The sequence below is a fragment of the Acidobacteriota bacterium genome, assembly GCA_039030395.1.
Classification (GTDB): Bacteria; Acidobacteriota; Thermoanaerobaculia; order Multivoradales; family JBCCEF01; genus JBCCEF01.
Genome location: JBCCEF010000014.1, coordinates 95,341 through 110,672 on the forward strand (window position 1 = coordinate 95,341; position 15,332 = coordinate 110,672).

Annotated in this window: 13 protein-coding genes; 12 read left to right on the forward strand and 1 reads right to left on the reverse strand. The window is 67.0% G+C overall.

The features are described from left to right. Positions 1-23 precede the first annotated feature (23 nt). Complete coding sequence (locus AAF481_13865) at positions 24-1,529, reverse strand: O-antigen ligase family protein (GenBank protein MEM7482258.1); 1,506 nt, start codon at positions 1,527-1,529, stop codon at positions 24-26. A gap of 59 nt (positions 1,530-1,588) precedes the next feature. Between AAF481_13865 and AAF481_13870 the strand changes: the two genes are divergently transcribed. The 12 genes from AAF481_13870 (at position 1,589) to AAF481_13925 (ending at position 15,327) form a co-directional block, all read left to right on the forward strand. Beyond that, the gene (locus AAF481_13870; GenBank protein MEM7482259.1) at positions 1,589-2,917 is read left to right on the forward strand and encodes a hypothetical protein; all 1,329 of its coding nucleotides are present in this window, start codon (positions 1,589-1,591) and stop codon (positions 2,915-2,917) included. Between the two features lie 113 nt (positions 2,918-3,030). Then, positions 3,031-3,867, forward strand: a complete 837-nt coding sequence (locus AAF481_13875) for a polysaccharide biosynthesis/export family protein (GenBank protein ID MEM7482260.1) — start codon at positions 3,031-3,033, stop codon at positions 3,865-3,867. After that, the gene (locus AAF481_13880) at positions 3,864-6,260 is read left to right on the forward strand and encodes a polysaccharide biosynthesis tyrosine autokinase (GenBank protein ID MEM7482261.1); all 2,397 of its coding nucleotides are present in this window, start codon (positions 3,864-3,866) and stop codon (positions 6,258-6,260) included. The genes AAF481_13875 and AAF481_13880 overlap by 4 nt, the downstream gene beginning before the upstream one ends. Next, complete coding sequence (locus AAF481_13885; GenBank protein MEM7482262.1) at positions 6,257-7,000, forward strand: CpsB/CapC family capsule biosynthesis tyrosine phosphatase; 744 nt, start codon at positions 6,257-6,259, stop codon at positions 6,998-7,000. The genes AAF481_13880 and AAF481_13885 overlap by 4 nt, the downstream gene beginning before the upstream one ends. After that, the gene (locus tag AAF481_13890) at positions 6,997-8,367 is read left to right on the forward strand and encodes a hypothetical protein (GenBank protein ID MEM7482263.1); all 1,371 of its coding nucleotides are present in this window, start codon (positions 6,997-6,999) and stop codon (positions 8,365-8,367) included. The genes AAF481_13885 and AAF481_13890 overlap by 4 nt, the downstream gene beginning before the upstream one ends. 187 nt (positions 8,368-8,554) lie before the next feature. Further along, positions 8,555-9,445, forward strand: a complete 891-nt coding sequence (locus AAF481_13895) for a hypothetical protein (protein MEM7482264.1) — start codon at positions 8,555-8,557, stop codon at positions 9,443-9,445. A 169-nt stretch (positions 9,446-9,614) separates the two neighbouring features. Continuing rightward, positions 9,615-10,958, forward strand: coding sequence for a nucleotide sugar dehydrogenase (locus AAF481_13900; protein MEM7482265.1), 1,344 nt, complete (start codon positions 9,615-9,617; stop codon positions 10,956-10,958). Positions 10,959-10,962: 4 nt separating this feature from the next. After that, entirely contained in the window at positions 10,963-11,886 is a 924-nt protein-coding gene (locus AAF481_13905) for a phosphoglycerate dehydrogenase (protein ID MEM7482266.1), read from the forward strand. Next, the gene (locus tag AAF481_13910; GenBank protein ID MEM7482267.1) at positions 11,883-12,791 is read left to right on the forward strand and encodes an NAD(P)-dependent oxidoreductase; all 909 of its coding nucleotides are present in this window, start codon (positions 11,883-11,885) and stop codon (positions 12,789-12,791) included. Before AAF481_13905 ends, AAF481_13910 begins: the two co-directional genes overlap by 4 nt. Continuing rightward, positions 12,788-13,504: an NTP transferase domain-containing protein gene (locus tag AAF481_13915; GenBank protein ID MEM7482268.1), complete on the forward strand. Its 717-nt coding sequence runs from the start codon at positions 12,788-12,790 to the stop codon at positions 13,502-13,504. The genes AAF481_13910 and AAF481_13915 overlap by 4 nt, the downstream gene beginning before the upstream one ends. Beyond that, complete coding sequence (locus tag AAF481_13920) at positions 13,501-14,172, forward strand: HAD family hydrolase (GenBank protein ID MEM7482269.1); 672 nt, start codon at positions 13,501-13,503, stop codon at positions 14,170-14,172. Before AAF481_13915 ends, AAF481_13920 begins: the two co-directional genes overlap by 4 nt. A 63-nt stretch (positions 14,173-14,235) precedes the next feature. Further along, positions 14,236-15,327 carry a glycosyltransferase gene (locus tag AAF481_13925; GenBank protein MEM7482270.1) on the forward strand — a complete coding sequence of 364 codons (1,092 nt, stop codon included), beginning with the start codon at positions 14,236-14,238 and terminating at the stop codon, positions 15,325-15,327. Positions 15,328-15,332 lie beyond the last annotated feature (5 nt).

The following is a 15,332-nucleotide window of genomic DNA, read 5'->3' on the forward strand; positions in this document are numbered from 1 at the left end:
GATCTTTCGAAGGACGGCGAGAGTCAGGAGTCGGCCGGACGGGTGCGGGCGGCGGCCGCGACGGCCAGCAGCAGAGCGATGGTGAGGGTGTTGGCGGAAACCGTCAAACCGAAATCGAACAGTTCGTGGACGGCTGACGATACCAATGCCCCCAGGGCGGCGAGGGCGGCAGCGCGATCCTCGGAGCGTTCTCCTAGGTTGAGCACCCGCAGCAAACGCCGGACGAGGCCGAAGAGCACCAGGCCGAGCAGCAGGGCGCCGATCAATCCTTGGGTGACCAACAGCTCCAGGGGATCGCTGTGGGCGTGCAGCCAGGTGCCCGGCAGAGTCGAAGGTTGCGCCAGGGTGAAGGCCTCGCGGAAGGTACCCGCACCGGAGCCGAAGATCGGGAACCGCAACCAGAGTTCCCAGCACGCCTGGTAGGCCTGCGCCCGGGCGCCGGTCAGAAGCTCGTACGCCGTCGTCGCCTGGAACCGACCGAGGCCTTGGCCGACGCCGAGCAGGATGACGGCGCCGAGGGCCAGGGCACCGACGCCGAGGCCCACCGGCGCCCAGCGCAAACGCCGGCCGGCAACGGCCAGGAGCACACCCTGGGCGGCAAGGCCGAGCACGGCCCCGACCAAACCTGCCCGGGACCCGGTGGCGACCAACCCTCCGAAAAGGGTCAGACCGGCCAGGATCGGCGGCGCCACCAGAGCCAGGCGGCGCTCGGCGGAAACCTCCCACCGGCTCCGCCGCAGTCCCCACCAGCCCCAGGCGAAAGTCACCGCCTGGGCCAGTTGCAGATAGGTCGCCAGGTGATCGGAGTTGACAAAGGTGCCGCGGAGACGCTGGTCCGTCGCCGGCGCCTGGACACCCCAGATGGTCGTCTCGCCGGACAGCCAGCCGCTGGCGCCGTAGAACACTTGGAAGAGGGCGGCAAAGAGCAGCGCCCCTCCCAGCCACCGCCGCGGGCCGCGCCGACGGCCGACCAGGGCACCGGCCATCGCGTAGAGGGCGACGAAGGCCCAACCGATAGCCGCCCCGCGGGACGCCGACGGCGCCAGCGAAAGGGCCGCCCGCACCGGCTCACCCAACAGCTCCCCGGCCTGGGCGAAAAGGCGACCATGGACCGGAGAGAGCATCTCAACGACTGCGAAAGGTAGCGGTACGGACTGGAGAAAGGCCAACGCCGCTAGGCCGATCGATCCCCACAGAGCCAGTCGAAGGTGATGGAGGCCGCGCAGCGAGCGGACTCCGATGGCGGAGAGCACAACCACCAGGCAGACCCCCAAGCGCAGCGCCCAGCCGGTCACCGGACCGGCGCTGCCGAAGGGCAGGGGAGCCCAGAAAACGAGCAGGGTCAGCAGGGCGGCGGCCGCGGCGCTGGGACCTTTCTGAGAATGCCGTAAGATAGCGCCCATTGCGGCGAGGGCCGCCGTCGGGCGGCCGGAGCGGGAAGTTCCCGATCGACCGGACCGCTCTCCCGATCGAGCAAGCCCAAAGGCGAAAAAACGCCCCTGGACGACGGACTCAGTGACGACGGACATGGGTGCAGAATGAAGAGCGAGCCGCGGGCAAGATCCAGCCGTTTCCTCGGAGGGCCTCCATGGGATTGAACAGAAAGAAGTTTCCAGGCGCACGGTCCTTCGTGTTCTGCCTCCTGCTGGCCGGCGCCGTCGGTTCGATGTCGGCCCCTCCCGCCGCGGCCCAGATGCAACAGTATACGCCCCCCGGTGGGCCGGATTTTCGGGTGGTCGACCCGCAGGCCATTCTCGAGGAACAGATGGCCGAAGCGCGCTGGCGCCTCGGTCCCCTGCGGCTGGTGCCCTGGTTCGGGCTTTCGCAGCTCGGCTACGTCGACGACGTCTTCGCCGGCTCCACCAGCGAGGACGAATCCGTCTCGGACTTCACCGCCGTGGTCGGAGCCGGCCTCACCGGCTACTTGCCGACCGGACCGAAGGTCACCTGGGTCTTCGACGTCACCCCACGCTACATCTGGTGGCAGGACTTGACCGAGCGGCGCCAGTTCGCCGGCCGTTTCGGGGCGGGGTTCTTCGGCTATTTCAATCGCCTGCGGCTGGAAGCGACCGCCGGGCGGGAAGAAACCCAACGGACCTTCAGCCCGGAGTTTCCGCAGCCGACGGTGCTCGAAGAGGATCACGTTCGGGCCCATCTCGGCCTGCGCCTGAGCCAGAAGATCGAAGCCTTCGCCGAGGGCGAGGGCCGGCGCACGCGCGACCAGAGCGACGAGTTCGCCGATGACCGCACGCCAAACTTCGACGCCCTCGACCGCGACGAAGAGATGCTGCGCGGCGGCTTGAGGTATCGGCCGACGGAGCGCAGCACCATCGCCATCGGCGTCGAAGACCTGACGGTGGATTCCACCGCCAGCGCCCGCGATCTCTCGAATGCCGGCACCTCGCCCTTCCTGGAGCTCGACTTCGAGGGCGGCCGTAGCCGGTTCGGTGCCGAGGTCGTGCTGCGCGATCTTTCCGGCACCGGATCCTCCCGCTTCGGCACCTATGACGAAGTAGCCGGCCACCTCCACGGGCAGATGAAGATCGGCTGGCGCCTCGAACTCCGCGCCTACGCCACTACCACGCCGATCCTCTCGCTCCTCGACGAGTACTCGTTCTTCGAACAGCGGCGGTACGGCATGGGTCTGGGCAGCGAGTGGGGGCGGCGGACCTTCTTCGAGGTCTTTGCCGACCGCGGCGACAACCGCTACAACCGCGTCCTCCCGACGACACCGGAACGCACCGATGACTTCGAATCCCTCGGCGCTCAGCTCCAATTCGACCTGACCGAGTCGCTCTCGATGACCGTGCGGGTGGAGGACAGCACCTATGAATCCTCCCTCCCCGGCGCCGACCGCGACGTCTTTGCGGTGCGCACCAATGTCTCCCTATCCACCAATCGCCTGCTCTGGAGGTAGCGGCTAAGCGGTCTCAAATCAGAGTGTTGGTACGACACCGCTGCCGACGCCGAAAGACAAGGCGGGAAGGCGACTCTTGGTAGCCCTCGACGAATTAGGCTAAAATCCTGAAAATGCGGCGATTTGTAGCCCTTTCAACCCTATTCGCAACTGTCTTTCTCACTTCCCTGGGAGTGGAAGCACAGCAGGCGTCCGATTACCGCATCGGACCGCGGGACCTATTGCAGATCAAGGTTCTCCAGGTGCCGGACCTGGACACCGAGCAGCGGGTCTCCGAGGACGGCACCGTCAGCCTGCCGATCATCGGCGAGGTGCCGGTGGCCGGCTACACCCAGAGGCAGCTCATCGACGAGCTCCAGCGGCTGCTCGAAAAAGACTATGTCGAGCAGGCGACGGTCACCGTGGACCTGCTGGAAGCGCGATCCCGGCCGATCTCGATTCTCGGCGCCGTCAGCCGGCCTGGGGACCTGGAGTTCTCTGGCCAGTGGACCCTGCTCGAAGCGGTGGCCGCGGCGGGCGGCCTGGCGGAGGGGCACGGCGATTCGATCAACGTTCTGCGACGCGCCGAGAACGGATTGACGGACCAGATCACCATCCGGGTGCGAGACCTGCTGGGGCGAGCCGATCCGACGGTCAATTTGCCGCTCTACGCCGGCGACCTGATCAACGTTGACCGCGAGGTCGAGGCGCAGATCTACTTTCTCGGCGAGGTCGCCAATCCCGGCGCCCTGGACATCCCGAGTACCGCGCGGCCGACGCTGTTGTCGGCCATCGCCCAGGTCGGCGGCCTGACGGACCGGGCGTCGCCGCGTATTCAGATCCGGCGGCGTACCGCCGGTGGCGGACAACAGGAGATCGAAGTACATTACAAGCGGGTGCTCGGCGGCCAGGAGCCCGATCCCGAGCTGCTGCCCGGCGACATCATCTACGTCAAGGAGTCGTTCTTTTGAGTTCACCCGAGATCTACGATCTCGACTCGTCCGGCCAGGGTCCCGCGGCTTCACCGGCCGCCGAGCCGGCCGCCATCAGCGGCCCGCCCGGCGCAGAGGGTCCCGCCATCGCCGGAGCGGCCGTCGGCGGCTTCGACCTGCAAGATCTCCTACGTCGGTTGCTCCAGCGCTGGAAGCTGATTCTCGGCATCTTGCTGGCGGTGACCGCCGTCGCCGTCGTCAAGTACAAGCTGACGCCGCCGGCCTACCGTGCCGAAGCGGTGATTCAGATCGAGCGCCGCAGCCTCACCCCCTTCGCCAGCAGTCAGACTCCTTGGCTCGAGAACTGGTGGAACATGGAGTACTACCCGACCCAGTACGCCCTGCTGCAGAGCCGCGGGTTGGCGGAAGAGGTGATCGACAAGCTGGACCTGCTGGACGACCCGGCCTTCGTCGGCGAGGTGTCGACTACCGTCGAGGATTCCGCTACCGGTCGCCCCAGCGCGTACCATGACCGGGAGGTGATCGGCCGCTACGCCAACCGCCTGCTCGGCGGCTTGACGGTCTCCCCCCAGCGGGGAACCCAGCTCGTCGAAATGAGCTACGTGGCAAACGACCCGGTGTTCGCAGCTCGGGTGGTCAACGGCTTCGCCCTCACCTTCATTGACCGCAGCCTGCAGAACGCATCGCGCAACGTCTCCCGGGCGACGAGTTTCCTGGATCAGCAAATCGAGTCTCTGAAAGCAGAGATCAACGAGCGGGAGAAGGAACTGCAGACGGTCAACGAGGAGCAGGGCATCATCGCCAGCGACTCGCAATCCGGCGTGACGCAGCAGCGGTTGACCGCCCTCAACGAGGAGTACATGGGGGTGGTGCGCGACCGCATCGAACAGCAGTCTCGCTACGAAGAGCTCAATTCCTCCCCCAAAGAGACGGTGGCGGACACACAATCGAGCGGCCTGGTCAGCAGCCTGCGCAAGGATCTTGCCGCCAAAGAACGCGAGTACGATACCCAGCGGCAGAAGTTCAAGCCCGACTGGCCACCGCTAGTGGAACTCCGGGACGAGATCGAGAAAGACCGACAGTACCTCGACGGGGTGATCCGGCGCGAAGCCGACGCGGCGATCCAGGCGGCCCTCTCGGAGTTGCAGACCCTGCGCCGGCAGGAGAGCAAGCTTTCCAGCGAAATCAATCGGGCGCGCGGTACCGCTCAGGCCCAGAACCTGGCGGCGGTCGGCGCCAACAACCTACGCACCGAGATCGAAACTCGCCGTCAGCTCTTGGACGATCTGCTCCGCAAGCAGTCCGAAACGGCCATGGCGATCACCTCCGATCCCTCGGCCTCGGTGTTCGACGACGGCGAGGTGCCGCAGGGCAGCACCAATGTCCATCTGATCGAACAGGCATTGGTACCGAGCGGGAAATTCCGCCCCAGCCTGTCGCGCAGCCTCGCCATGGGTATCTTCGGCGGCTTTCTCCTCGGCATCGGTTTCGCCTTCCTGCTCGAGTATCTCGACCGCTCCATCAACACCGTGGGGGAACTCGAAGCGGTGTTCGGGCTACCGGTGCTGGCGGTCATTCCGGATGTTTCGGAGTCGGCCAGAAGCTACGGCTACGGCTACGGCTACGGCTACGGCACGTCTCGAGACAGCAGGGGCAAGGATGGCAAGCAGGGGGCTCGCTGGGCCGACCGCAAGAAGCGGCCGCAGCCCATTCAGGTGGAACTCGCTCCGCACCAGCAGCCCAAGCAGCTCATCTCCGAGGCCTATCGCTCTTTCCGGACGTCGGTGCTCCTGTCGTCGGCCGAAAAGCTACAGGTGCTCGCCATCACCTCCGCCGAGGCCGGCGAGGGCAAGACCGTCACCATCGGCAACCTCGCCATCGTCCTCGCTCAGCTCGGGCGGCGGGTGCTGCTGCTCGACGGCGACCTGCGCAAGCCGCGCCAGCACCAGGTCTTCGGCCTATCGAACCGCGAAGGGCTGGTCAGTTACCTGACCGGCAGCTCCACCATCGAGGAGATCGTCTTCCGCACGGTGGTACCCAACCTGTTCGTCGCACCGGCCGGTCCGACGCCACCCAACCCCTCGGAACTGCTGGCTTCGGACAGGATGCGCACCTTGATCCAGCAAGCCCGTGAACAGTTCGACTTCATCCTGATCGATACCCCTCCGGCCCTCGCCGTGACGGACGCCACCGTCGCCGCCTCGCTGGCCGACGGCGCTGTGCTCTGCTTCCGCGCCGGCAAGGTGCCGCGCGAGGAGGTCCGGGCCTGCCGCGACCGCCTGTTGCGGGCGGAAGTTCGCATTCTCGGGGCGGTGCTCAACTGCCACCGGGCCGGCGGCGCCCGCTACGGCCGGCGCTACGAAGGATACGTGGCACCCTACGGTGAAGAAGACGCCACCTCCGCGGCATGATCGACATCCATTCGCACGTACTGCCCGGCGTCGACGACGGTGCCGAAGATCTCCGAGAAGCGCTCGAGATGTGCCGCCTGGCGGCCGCCGACGGCGTTGAGGTGATGGTCACCACCCCGCACCAGCGGTCACCGCACTGGGCGAACGACGATGCGGAGTGGCTCCATCGCCGGCGAGCGAAGCTGCAGGAAGAGGTGGGCCGAACCCCGCGCTTGCTGCCCGGCGGAGAAATCCGGGTGAACGATGAGTTGCTCGACGAGTTGGCCGATCCCGGGGCCGTCGACCTGCTGCCCCTGGCCGGCTCCCGGTACCTGCTGCTGGAACTCGACCGCCACGACCCGCGGCAGGATGCCGAGGGGCTGACCCACGAGCTGGTGCTGGAAGGCTGGCGGCCGATTTTTGCCCATCCGGAGTTCATCCCCGCTTTACGCGACGATCTTCCCTTGATGCACCGGCTACAGGCAATGGGTGCCTCCTTCCAGATCACCGCCATGTGCTTGACCGGGCAAGTCGGTCGCTCGGCTCGCGAACGCTGCACGCGGATGATCGATCAGGGCTTGGTGCAGTTCGTGGCGAGCGACGCTCACGGCATCGAGTGGCGGCCGCCGGGGCTTTCCGGCGCGCGGCGGGCGATCGCCAGCACCTGGGGCGAGTCGCTCGCCCGGGACTTGACCGAGATCAATCCTCTGGCGGTGGTGGAGAATCGCCCGCTGCCGGTTTCCGCGAGGTTTTCCCAATGAACCTTCGGCGCCTCTCGGCAGGCCTCCTCGCATCTGCACTGCTGAGTCTTTCTCTGGGTATTGGACTGGTCTCGCCGGCCTTCGGCGCCGACCCGTTCTATGAACAGCGGCTGCGCGAGGGTACCCGCGCCCTGGAGCGCGGCCAGCCGGAAGAAGCCGCGCGGCACCTGCGCCTCGCAGCCTTCGGGTTTCTGACCGATCGGGACCTGCTGGTCGAGAGCCTGATGCGCCTCGCCCAGGCTCAGGCGGACCTCGGCGACAGCGCGGCCTTCGACGCAACCTTCGAGCGCCTCACGGACGTCGAGCAGCGCCTGAGCTGGTACAGCCAGGCTGAGCACGATCCAGACCTCCGCCAGGCCTTCGAGGACCTGGTGGCGAACCGGGTACCGATCGACACCCTGCGCCGCTTTCCGAGCTTCGCCGACCTGGTGCGCGAACGGCTGGCGGCGGACCTCGATTCCCTGCCGCCCCGCCCGCGCCGCGAACGCCTCGAACAATTGATCTCCGAGGAGCCCGAGTCGAACCGCTGGCCGCTGTTGTTGGCGCGCCTCGAACTGGAACAGAAGCGTCCACAGCGAACGGTTGAACTGACCGGCACGATCCTCGAACGAGAACCCGCCGACCAGGGAGCCCTGTGCGCCCGGGGGATCGCCTACTCGCGACTCCAGAACTGCCCGGCGGCGGTGACCGACTTGGCGCGCTGCGAGCGGGCGCGGGTCGATCTGCCGATCGCCTTTGCGCAGGTGGATTGCCTGGCCTCCCTCGAACGCTGGCAGGAGGCGTCGGCCGCCCTGGGCGCCTTGCCCACCTCGTTGAGCGGCGACCGCTCCTTCAGCCGGCTGCGGCGGCGCATCGACCGCAACCTGAAAGAAACGGCACCGGCGCCCGGCGCAGCCGTGGATCAAGCGGCGGCGGAAAACCCAGTCCAGGAGGACACCCCACCGCCGGCCATTGCGGAAGAGACTCCGCAGCCAACACCGCCGCGACTGAGCCCCGAAGACGAATCCGTTCAGGCACGGATCCAGACGCTGCTCAGCGGCGCCCGTACCTCCGGCGACCTCGACCGACCGGCGGCCCTGGCGGCCGACCTGGCGGACCGCTACCCGGACCACCGGGACCTACAGCTGCAGGCGGCGGAGATCTACTACCGAGCGTCCCGTTGGTCGGAATCGGCGCGCTACTTCCGGCGTGGCGGTGACATTCCGGCGAATCGGCCCGGCATCGCCTTCTATGCGGCCGTCGCGTATCACGAAACCGGGGACGATCAGGCGGCCGAGGAATCCCTGCGGCTGGCGCTCCCGCTGTTGAAACGCTCTCCCTTTGTCGAGTCCTACATCGAGAGGATCCTAGGAGCCAACGCTCCTTGATGGGGCACGAGGGGAAAGAGAACCCAGCCGAGTCGAAAGATCCTTCGAAGCGCCGAAAGAAGGCCTGAAAACGGAATAGATATGTGCCTACACCCTTCGAACCAGAAGGAATACCAAAGTCCCGATAATGTTGACGAGCCCGCTAGAGACCGGTATAACCGGAGGTGAACGCCAGGAGACTACGATAATGAGAAAAATCCAACTCTCGGTTCTGACCGGGATTTTGCTGGTGTCCCTCTCGTTGGGAGCAGCGGCGCAGACCGCCAGCGTCGAGCAGCTGGAGTGTGTACCGGTGGCACGCAACACCCCGGTTCAGGCCACCGTTGACGGCGACCAGCCCGGCACGACGGTGCGGCTGTACTTCCGGCGCATGCACCAAGAAGTCGAGGACTTCTACTGGGTGCAGATGCATCCGGGGCCGGACGGCTACTGGGCGGTGCTGCCACGGCCGGAAGACCGCAACCCGGAGCGCAAAGAGCTGGAAAATCCGCCGGACGACGTCGAGGACGACGAGCTCTGGGCCGCCTGGTGGAAGGCCAAGGAAGCCTCCCAAGACCGCGACCCCAACGACGATCTGGACGACGAGATCATTCGCGAGCGCGCCTCTGTCGGCGGTGAGCCGGAAGATCGCGCCTGGATGAATGACCTGGACAACGAAACGCTTCAGACCTGGCTCGAAGGGTTGGAGAACGAGCCGGTCGAGTATTTCGTCGCCGTCTTCGACGCCGAGAACAACGAGATCGCCCAGTCGGCGATGCGTTCGACGGAGGTCAAGGAAGACTGCGAAGTCACCCTGACGGCGCGCCAGGCCGGCGAGGCGTTGAACCTGACGGTCGGCGAGACCGCCCCCTGGCAAGAGGGCAAGAAGGTTTTCCACTGGCTCTGTGACGGTATCGTCACGCGGGTCAACGATCAGTGGATTCCGCGCGCCGACGAGGTTTGCCGTTCTTGTGTGGTGGCTTTCCTCTTGAAGGAGGACTTCTTGGTGCCGGCGACCCTGGCGGGCATCGGCGGCATCACCACCATCGTCATTCAAGACGACCCGGATCCTTCGCCGACGCTGCCGAACGGACTGTAAAGTTGAACAGACGGTAACGTTGAACCGACGGTGATTGGTTAGGACCGCCAGCGGCCCCATCCGGCCGCTCGGCGCGGTAAGATCGCCCGCGCGCCGGAAGGCCGGCCCGCGGGCGTTTTCTTGTCGGCGATCCGCCCGGCGAAACAACTCCAGTTCCTCGGGAAAAACTATGTCGAATACCTCGAGTTCGGCGGCGGATCGCGTCGCCCATCTGCGTCAGGAGATCACCGACCGGCAGGCCTTGGTCGGGGTGATCGGCCTCGGCTATGTCGGGTTGCCGCTCATCCTCTCCCTCGCCGAGCGCGGCTTTCGCACCCTGGGGTTCGATGTCGACCAGTCCAAGGTCACGACCCTGGAGAACGGCGAGACCTACATCCAGCAGTGTCCGGCATCGCGCATCCGGCCGCTGGTCGAGGGCGGCGCCCTGGCGGCGACGGCGGATTTCGGGCGCCTCGGCGAACCGGACGTGCTGCTGATCTGCGTGCCCACCCCGCTCACCGCCCAGCGCGAGCCGGATATGAGCTACATCGTCGCCACCGCCCAGCGCATTGTCGAACGCTTAAGGCCGGGGCAACTGGTGGTGCTCGAATCGACCACCTATCCGGGCACCACCGAAGAGCTACTGCGTTCGATGCTCGAAGGCGGTGGCCTCGCCTGCGGCGAGGACTTCTTCCTCGGCTATTCACCGGAGCGCGAGGATCCGGGCAACACCACCCACTCCACCACCACCATCCCCAAGGTGGTCGGCGGCGTGGACGAGCGATCCGCGGACCTCACCCAGGCGCTCTACGACCAGATCGTACCGAGCACGGTGCGGGTGTCCTCCGCCCGCGCGGCGGAGGCGACCAAGCTGACGGAGAACATCTTCCGGGCGGTCAACATCGCCCTGGTCAACGAACTGAAGATCGTCTACGACCGCATGGGCATCGACATCTGGGAGGTGCTCGACGCCGCTTCGACCAAGCCCTTCGGCTTCATGCGCTTCAACCCGGGACCCGGCTGGGGCGGCCACTGCATCCCGCTCGACCCGTTCTACCTGTCCTGGAAAGCGCGGGAATCCGGCGCGCCGCCGCGCTTCATCGAGCTGGCCGGCGAGGTCAACGTCACCATGACCGGCTACGTCATCGAGAAGCTCCAGCGAGCCCTGAACGGCCGCAGCCGGGCGGTGCGCGGCAGCAAGATCCTGGTCCTGGGCATCGCCTACAAGAAGAACGTCGCCGACCCGCGCGAGAGCCCGGCCTTCGAGCTGATCGACCGGCTGCTCGATCTCGGTGCCGAGGTGTCCTACCACGACCCGCTGATCGCCGAGGCGCCGGCGATGCGCACCTGGTCGGAATTGCCCCCGATGCACTCTGTGCCGCTCACCGCCGAGAACCTGGCGGCCCAGGACGCGGTGCTGGTGGTGACGGACCACGACGCCATCGACTGGCAACGGGTGCACCGCCACGCGCCGCTGATCGTCGACACCCGCGGCATCTACCGGACGCCGGACGACAAGGTCGTCAAGGCCTGACCCGATGCCCACCGTCGCCATCTCCACCTCGTCCTTCGGCCAAATTTCCGCGGAGCCCCTGGCGGCCCTGAAGGCGGCGGGCTTTGCTGTGAAGGGCAATCCCCACGGCCGCAAGCTGACGCCGGACGAGTCGCGCACCTTCCTCGCCGACGCCGACGCGCTGATCGCCGGCACCGAATGGCTCGACGACGGCGTGCTCGAAGCCGCCCCCAAGCTGCGGGTCATCTCGCGCGTCGGCACCGGCCTCGACAACGTCGACCTGGACGCCGCCCGCCGCCGTGGCATTGCCGTTCACAATACTCCCGACGCCCACGTGCCGGCGGTGGCGGAACTCACCCTCGCCGGCCTGCTCGACGTCCTGCGGCGCCTCTCCTGGGCGGATCGCCAGGTGCGCGACGGCCGCTGGGACAAACCGATGGGACGGCTGCTCGCCGGCAAGACCGTCGGCATCGTGGGCATGGGCCGCGTCGGCCGAGCCTTGCGCGAACTGCTGCGGCCCTTCGGCGCTTCGGTGCTGGCCTACGACCTCCGTCCGGATCCGTCCCTTACCGACGTCTCCTGGCTGGATCTCGATTCCCTCCTGGCGCGGTCAGACGTGGTCAGCCTGCACGTTTCCTCGAACGACGGCGGACCGCTGCTCGGCGGCGATCGCATCGCGCGAATGAAGGAAGGAGCGGTGCTGGTGAACGTCGCTCGCGGTGGAGTGGTGGACGAGGCAGCCCTGGCCGATGCGCTGCGCGCCGGCCGCCTGGGGGGTGCCTATCTGGACGTGTTCGAAAACGAGCCCTACGAAGGTCCCCTGGTGGAATTCGATTCCGTCGTCCTCACCCCCCACATCGGCTCCTATGCGGCCGAGAGCCGGGTGCGGATGGAAGCGCAAGCCACGGCAACGGTGATCCGCCATTTCGCCCGGGAGGATGGCGCATGAACGAACGCTTCGAGAACGTCGTCGTCACCGGCGGCTCCGGTTTCCTCGGTAGCCACATCGCCGACACCCTGAGCGAGCGCGGCTGCAGGGTCAAGATCTTCGACCGGCACGAGTCGCCCTACCTGCGCGAGGACCAGAGGATGGTGGTCGGCGATCTGCTCGACCTCGAGGCCATGGTGCCGGCCTTCGCCGGTGCCGACGCGGTCTTCCATTTGGCGGCCATGGCGGACCTGAACGACGCCCGGTCGCGTCCCCTCGATGCGGCGCGCCTCAACGTCTTGGGCACCCTGCACGCCCTGGAGGCGGCTCGCGCCGTCGGAGCGCGGCGTTTCGTCTTCGCCAGCACGGTGTACGTCTACAGCCGCGCCGGCGGCTTCTACCGCTGCTCGAAACAGGCCTGTGAATCGTTCATCGAGGAGTTCGAACGGCAACACGGCCTGCCCTACACCATCCTGCGCTACGGCAGCCTCTACGGCCCGCGGGCGGATCAGACCAACGGCTTTTATCGGCTGTTGCGGCAGGCGGCTCGCGAAAGCAAGATCCAGCACGCCGGCCGGCCGGACGATCGCCGCGAGTACATCCATGTCGCAGACGCCGCGCGGCTGTCCGTTGACGCCCTCGACGCCGCCCACGAGAATCAACACCTGGTGCTCACCGGCAACGCCTCGACTCGGCTAGAGGATCTCTTCACGATGTTTTCGGAGATTCTCGGCCGTCCCCTCGACATCGAGTACCAAGGCGGCGAGGGCGACGGTCACTACCGGGTGACCCCTTACGCCTACGGCCCCCGTCCGGGTCGCAAACTGACCTCGAATCTCACCGTCGACATGGGCCAGGGGATCCTGCAGCTCCTCGAGTCCCTCGATCGCGAAACAACGGACCACGAAGGAGATGAGACACCGTGAACGCCGCCATCATCACCGCCCGCGCCGGCAGCAAGTCGATCCGCGACAAGAACGTCCATCCGCTGGCCGGCAGGCCGCTGGTGGCCTTTCCGCTCCAGGCGGCCCTCGACGCCGAGCGCATCGATCGGGTGTTCAACTCGACGGACGGCGAGAGCATCGCCAAGGCGACCGAAGACCTCGGCTGCGAGGTGATCTGGCGCCCGGACGAACTGGGCGGCGATACGGTCAACCACGGCGATGTCATCCAGCACGCCGTCCGCTGGGTGGATGAGCGCCACCCGGAGCTCGAAAACGTCGTTCTACTGCTGGGCAACACGGTGATGGTAGACGGGGCGCTGATCGACCGCTGCCTCGAGGAACTCGACGACGATCCGTCCCTCGACTCGGTGATGACCGTGTGGGAGGCGGCGGACGACCATCCGCTGCGGGCGATGGAAATCGAGGACGGTCTGTTGAAGCCCTACGGCGGCGAGCGCGAAGTCTCCACCGAGCGCCAGAGCTATCCCCGCGCCTTCTACTACGACCAGGGGGTGTGGGCCTTCCGCAAGGAGTGCGTCGAGCGCCGCGATGGCCCCAACCCGTGGTGGTGGATGGGTGAGCGCTCGAAGCCGATCGTGCGCAACTGGGTGACCGGGCGCGACGTCCACACCCACCTCGATCTGTCCGTCGCCGAGTGGTGGCTTACTCACCTGCCGGGTATCCGCGAACTGTGACCGAGGGGAGCGCCAGGCCGCGGGCGGTGATCTTCGATTTCGACGGGGTGATCCTCGAATCGACGGAGATCAAGACCCGCGCCTTCGCGGCGCTCTTCGCCGACCGGCCGGAGCACCGGGAAGCGATCCTCCGCCACCATCAGGAAAACGTCGGCTTCTCCCGCTACCGAAAGTTCGACTGGATCTACCGGAAGCTGTTCCGGGAGCCCCTCGACGAGGCCACCTCCCGGCACCTCGGAGAACGCTACTCGGCGATGGTCTTCGAGCAGGTGCTGGCCTGCCCACTGGTTCCCGGAGCCCAGGATCTGCTGGAGGACCTGGTGCCCACCACGCCGCTCTTCGTCGCCTCCGGAACGCCCGATGAGGAACTGCAGCAGATCGTCGACCGTCGCGGCCTCCGCCGCTTCTTCCGCGAAGTCCACGGCGCGCCCCGCGGCAAGACCGAGATTCTCCTGGACGTGCTCGGTCGCCACGGCTGGGCTGCCGCGGAAACGCTGATGGTGGGCGACGGAATGAGCGACCTCGACGCCGCCGAAGCGGCGGGAGTTCCCTTCGTCGGCCGCGAGATCGGGACGGTCTTCGAGGACCGCGACATCCCCACGGTGTCCGACCTGACCGGCCTGCGGCCCTTCGTGATCGCCGCCGAACCGGAACGGACGGCGCGATGAGCGACTCCTACCTACTCGATGGCCTCTGAAGCGACCTCACGGGAGCGGCCGATCGAGGTCTGGGTGCTGCGTCCCACCATGGGTCACGGCGGCGCCGACCGGGTGACCCGAACACTCCTCCAGCACCTCGACCGCAAACGCTTTCGGCCCACGCTGGTATTGATGAAGGCCGAAGGACCCTTCCTCGACGACTTGCCGGATGACGTGCCGGTCCACAGCCTCGGCGTCCAGCGGCTGGTGAACGCCGTCGGACCTCTCGTCCGCCTGCTGAGACGGCCTCCCGAAATTCTCTTCTCGACCTCTAGCGGAACCAATCTGGTGGCCGCCCTGGCTCACGCTCTGCGCCGCCGCCCCTGCCGGCTGCTGCTGTCCGAGCGCTCCACCCTGCGACGCGATGACCGTCCCGGTTGGAAGAACCGCAGTCTGGTCGCCCTCAAACGCCGCCTCTACCGGCGGGCCGATCGCCTGGCGGCGGTCTCCGGCGGGGTAGCGGAGGATCTCGTCCACCTCCTCGGAGTCGAGGGAGGGCGCGTCGACGTGGTCTACAACCCGGTGATCACGCCGGAGATCGCGGCGCAAGCCGCCGTACCCCTCGACGGCCCCGAAGCCGAAGATCGTCGGCCCTTGATCCTGAGTGCCGGCCGCCTGGTGCCGACGAAGGATCAACTCACCCTGATCCGCGCCTTCGCGCGCCTATCCGAGGGCACCGATGCGCGGCTGGTGATCCTCGGCGAGGGCCCGGAGCGCGGTGACCTCGAGCGGGAGATCGATCGCCTCGATCTCAGCGGCCGGGTGGCCCTGCCGGGCTTCGATTCGAACCCCTTTCGTTGGATGGCCCGGGCGCAGGTCTTCGTCCTCAGCTCGCGCTTCGAAGGGTTGCCGGGAGTACTGATCCAGGCGATGGCCTGCGGTGCCGCGGCGGTCTCCACCGACTGCCCCACCGGTCCTTCGGAGGTGATCACCGACGGTGAAAGTGGCTTCCTGGTAACGGTGGGCGACGTCGACGCCCTGGCGGACCGCATGGGCCGACTGTTGGCCGATCCGGACCTCCGCAGCCGTCTGGCCGCTCAGGGGCGCGAGGACGTGCGACAATTCAGTCTGGAATCGGCGCTCCGGCGCTACTCCCAAACCATCGAGAAAGCGGCGGGCCGATGAGTGCC

Bases quoted from the DNA above. Each gene is read 5' to 3' on its own strand.
- AAF481_13865 (MEM7482258.1), bottom strand. From the start codon at position 1,529: ATGTCCGTCGTCACTGAGTCCGTCGTCCAGGGGCGTTTTTTCGCCTTT.
- AAF481_13870 (MEM7482259.1), top strand. From the start codon at position 1,589: ATGGGATTGAACAGAAAGAAGTTTCCAGGCGCACGGTCCTTCGTGTTC.
- AAF481_13875 (MEM7482260.1), top strand. From the start codon at position 3,031: ATGCGGCGATTTGTAGCCCTTTCAACCCTATTCGCAACTGTCTTTCTC.
- AAF481_13885 (MEM7482262.1), top strand. From the start codon at position 6,257: ATGATCGACATCCATTCGCACGTACTGCCCGGCGTCGACGACGGTGCC.
- AAF481_13890 (MEM7482263.1), top strand. From the start codon at position 6,997: ATGAACCTTCGGCGCCTCTCGGCAGGCCTCCTCGCATCTGCACTGCTG.
- AAF481_13895 (MEM7482264.1), top strand. From the start codon at position 8,555: ATGAGAAAAATCCAACTCTCGGTTCTGACCGGGATTTTGCTGGTGTCC.
- AAF481_13900 (MEM7482265.1), top strand. From the start codon at position 9,615: ATGTCGAATACCTCGAGTTCGGCGGCGGATCGCGTCGCCCATCTGCGT.
- AAF481_13905 (MEM7482266.1), top strand. From the start codon at position 10,963: ATGCCCACCGTCGCCATCTCCACCTCGTCCTTCGGCCAAATTTCCGCG.
- AAF481_13910 (MEM7482267.1), top strand. From the start codon at position 11,883: ATGAACGAACGCTTCGAGAACGTCGTCGTCACCGGCGGCTCCGGTTTC.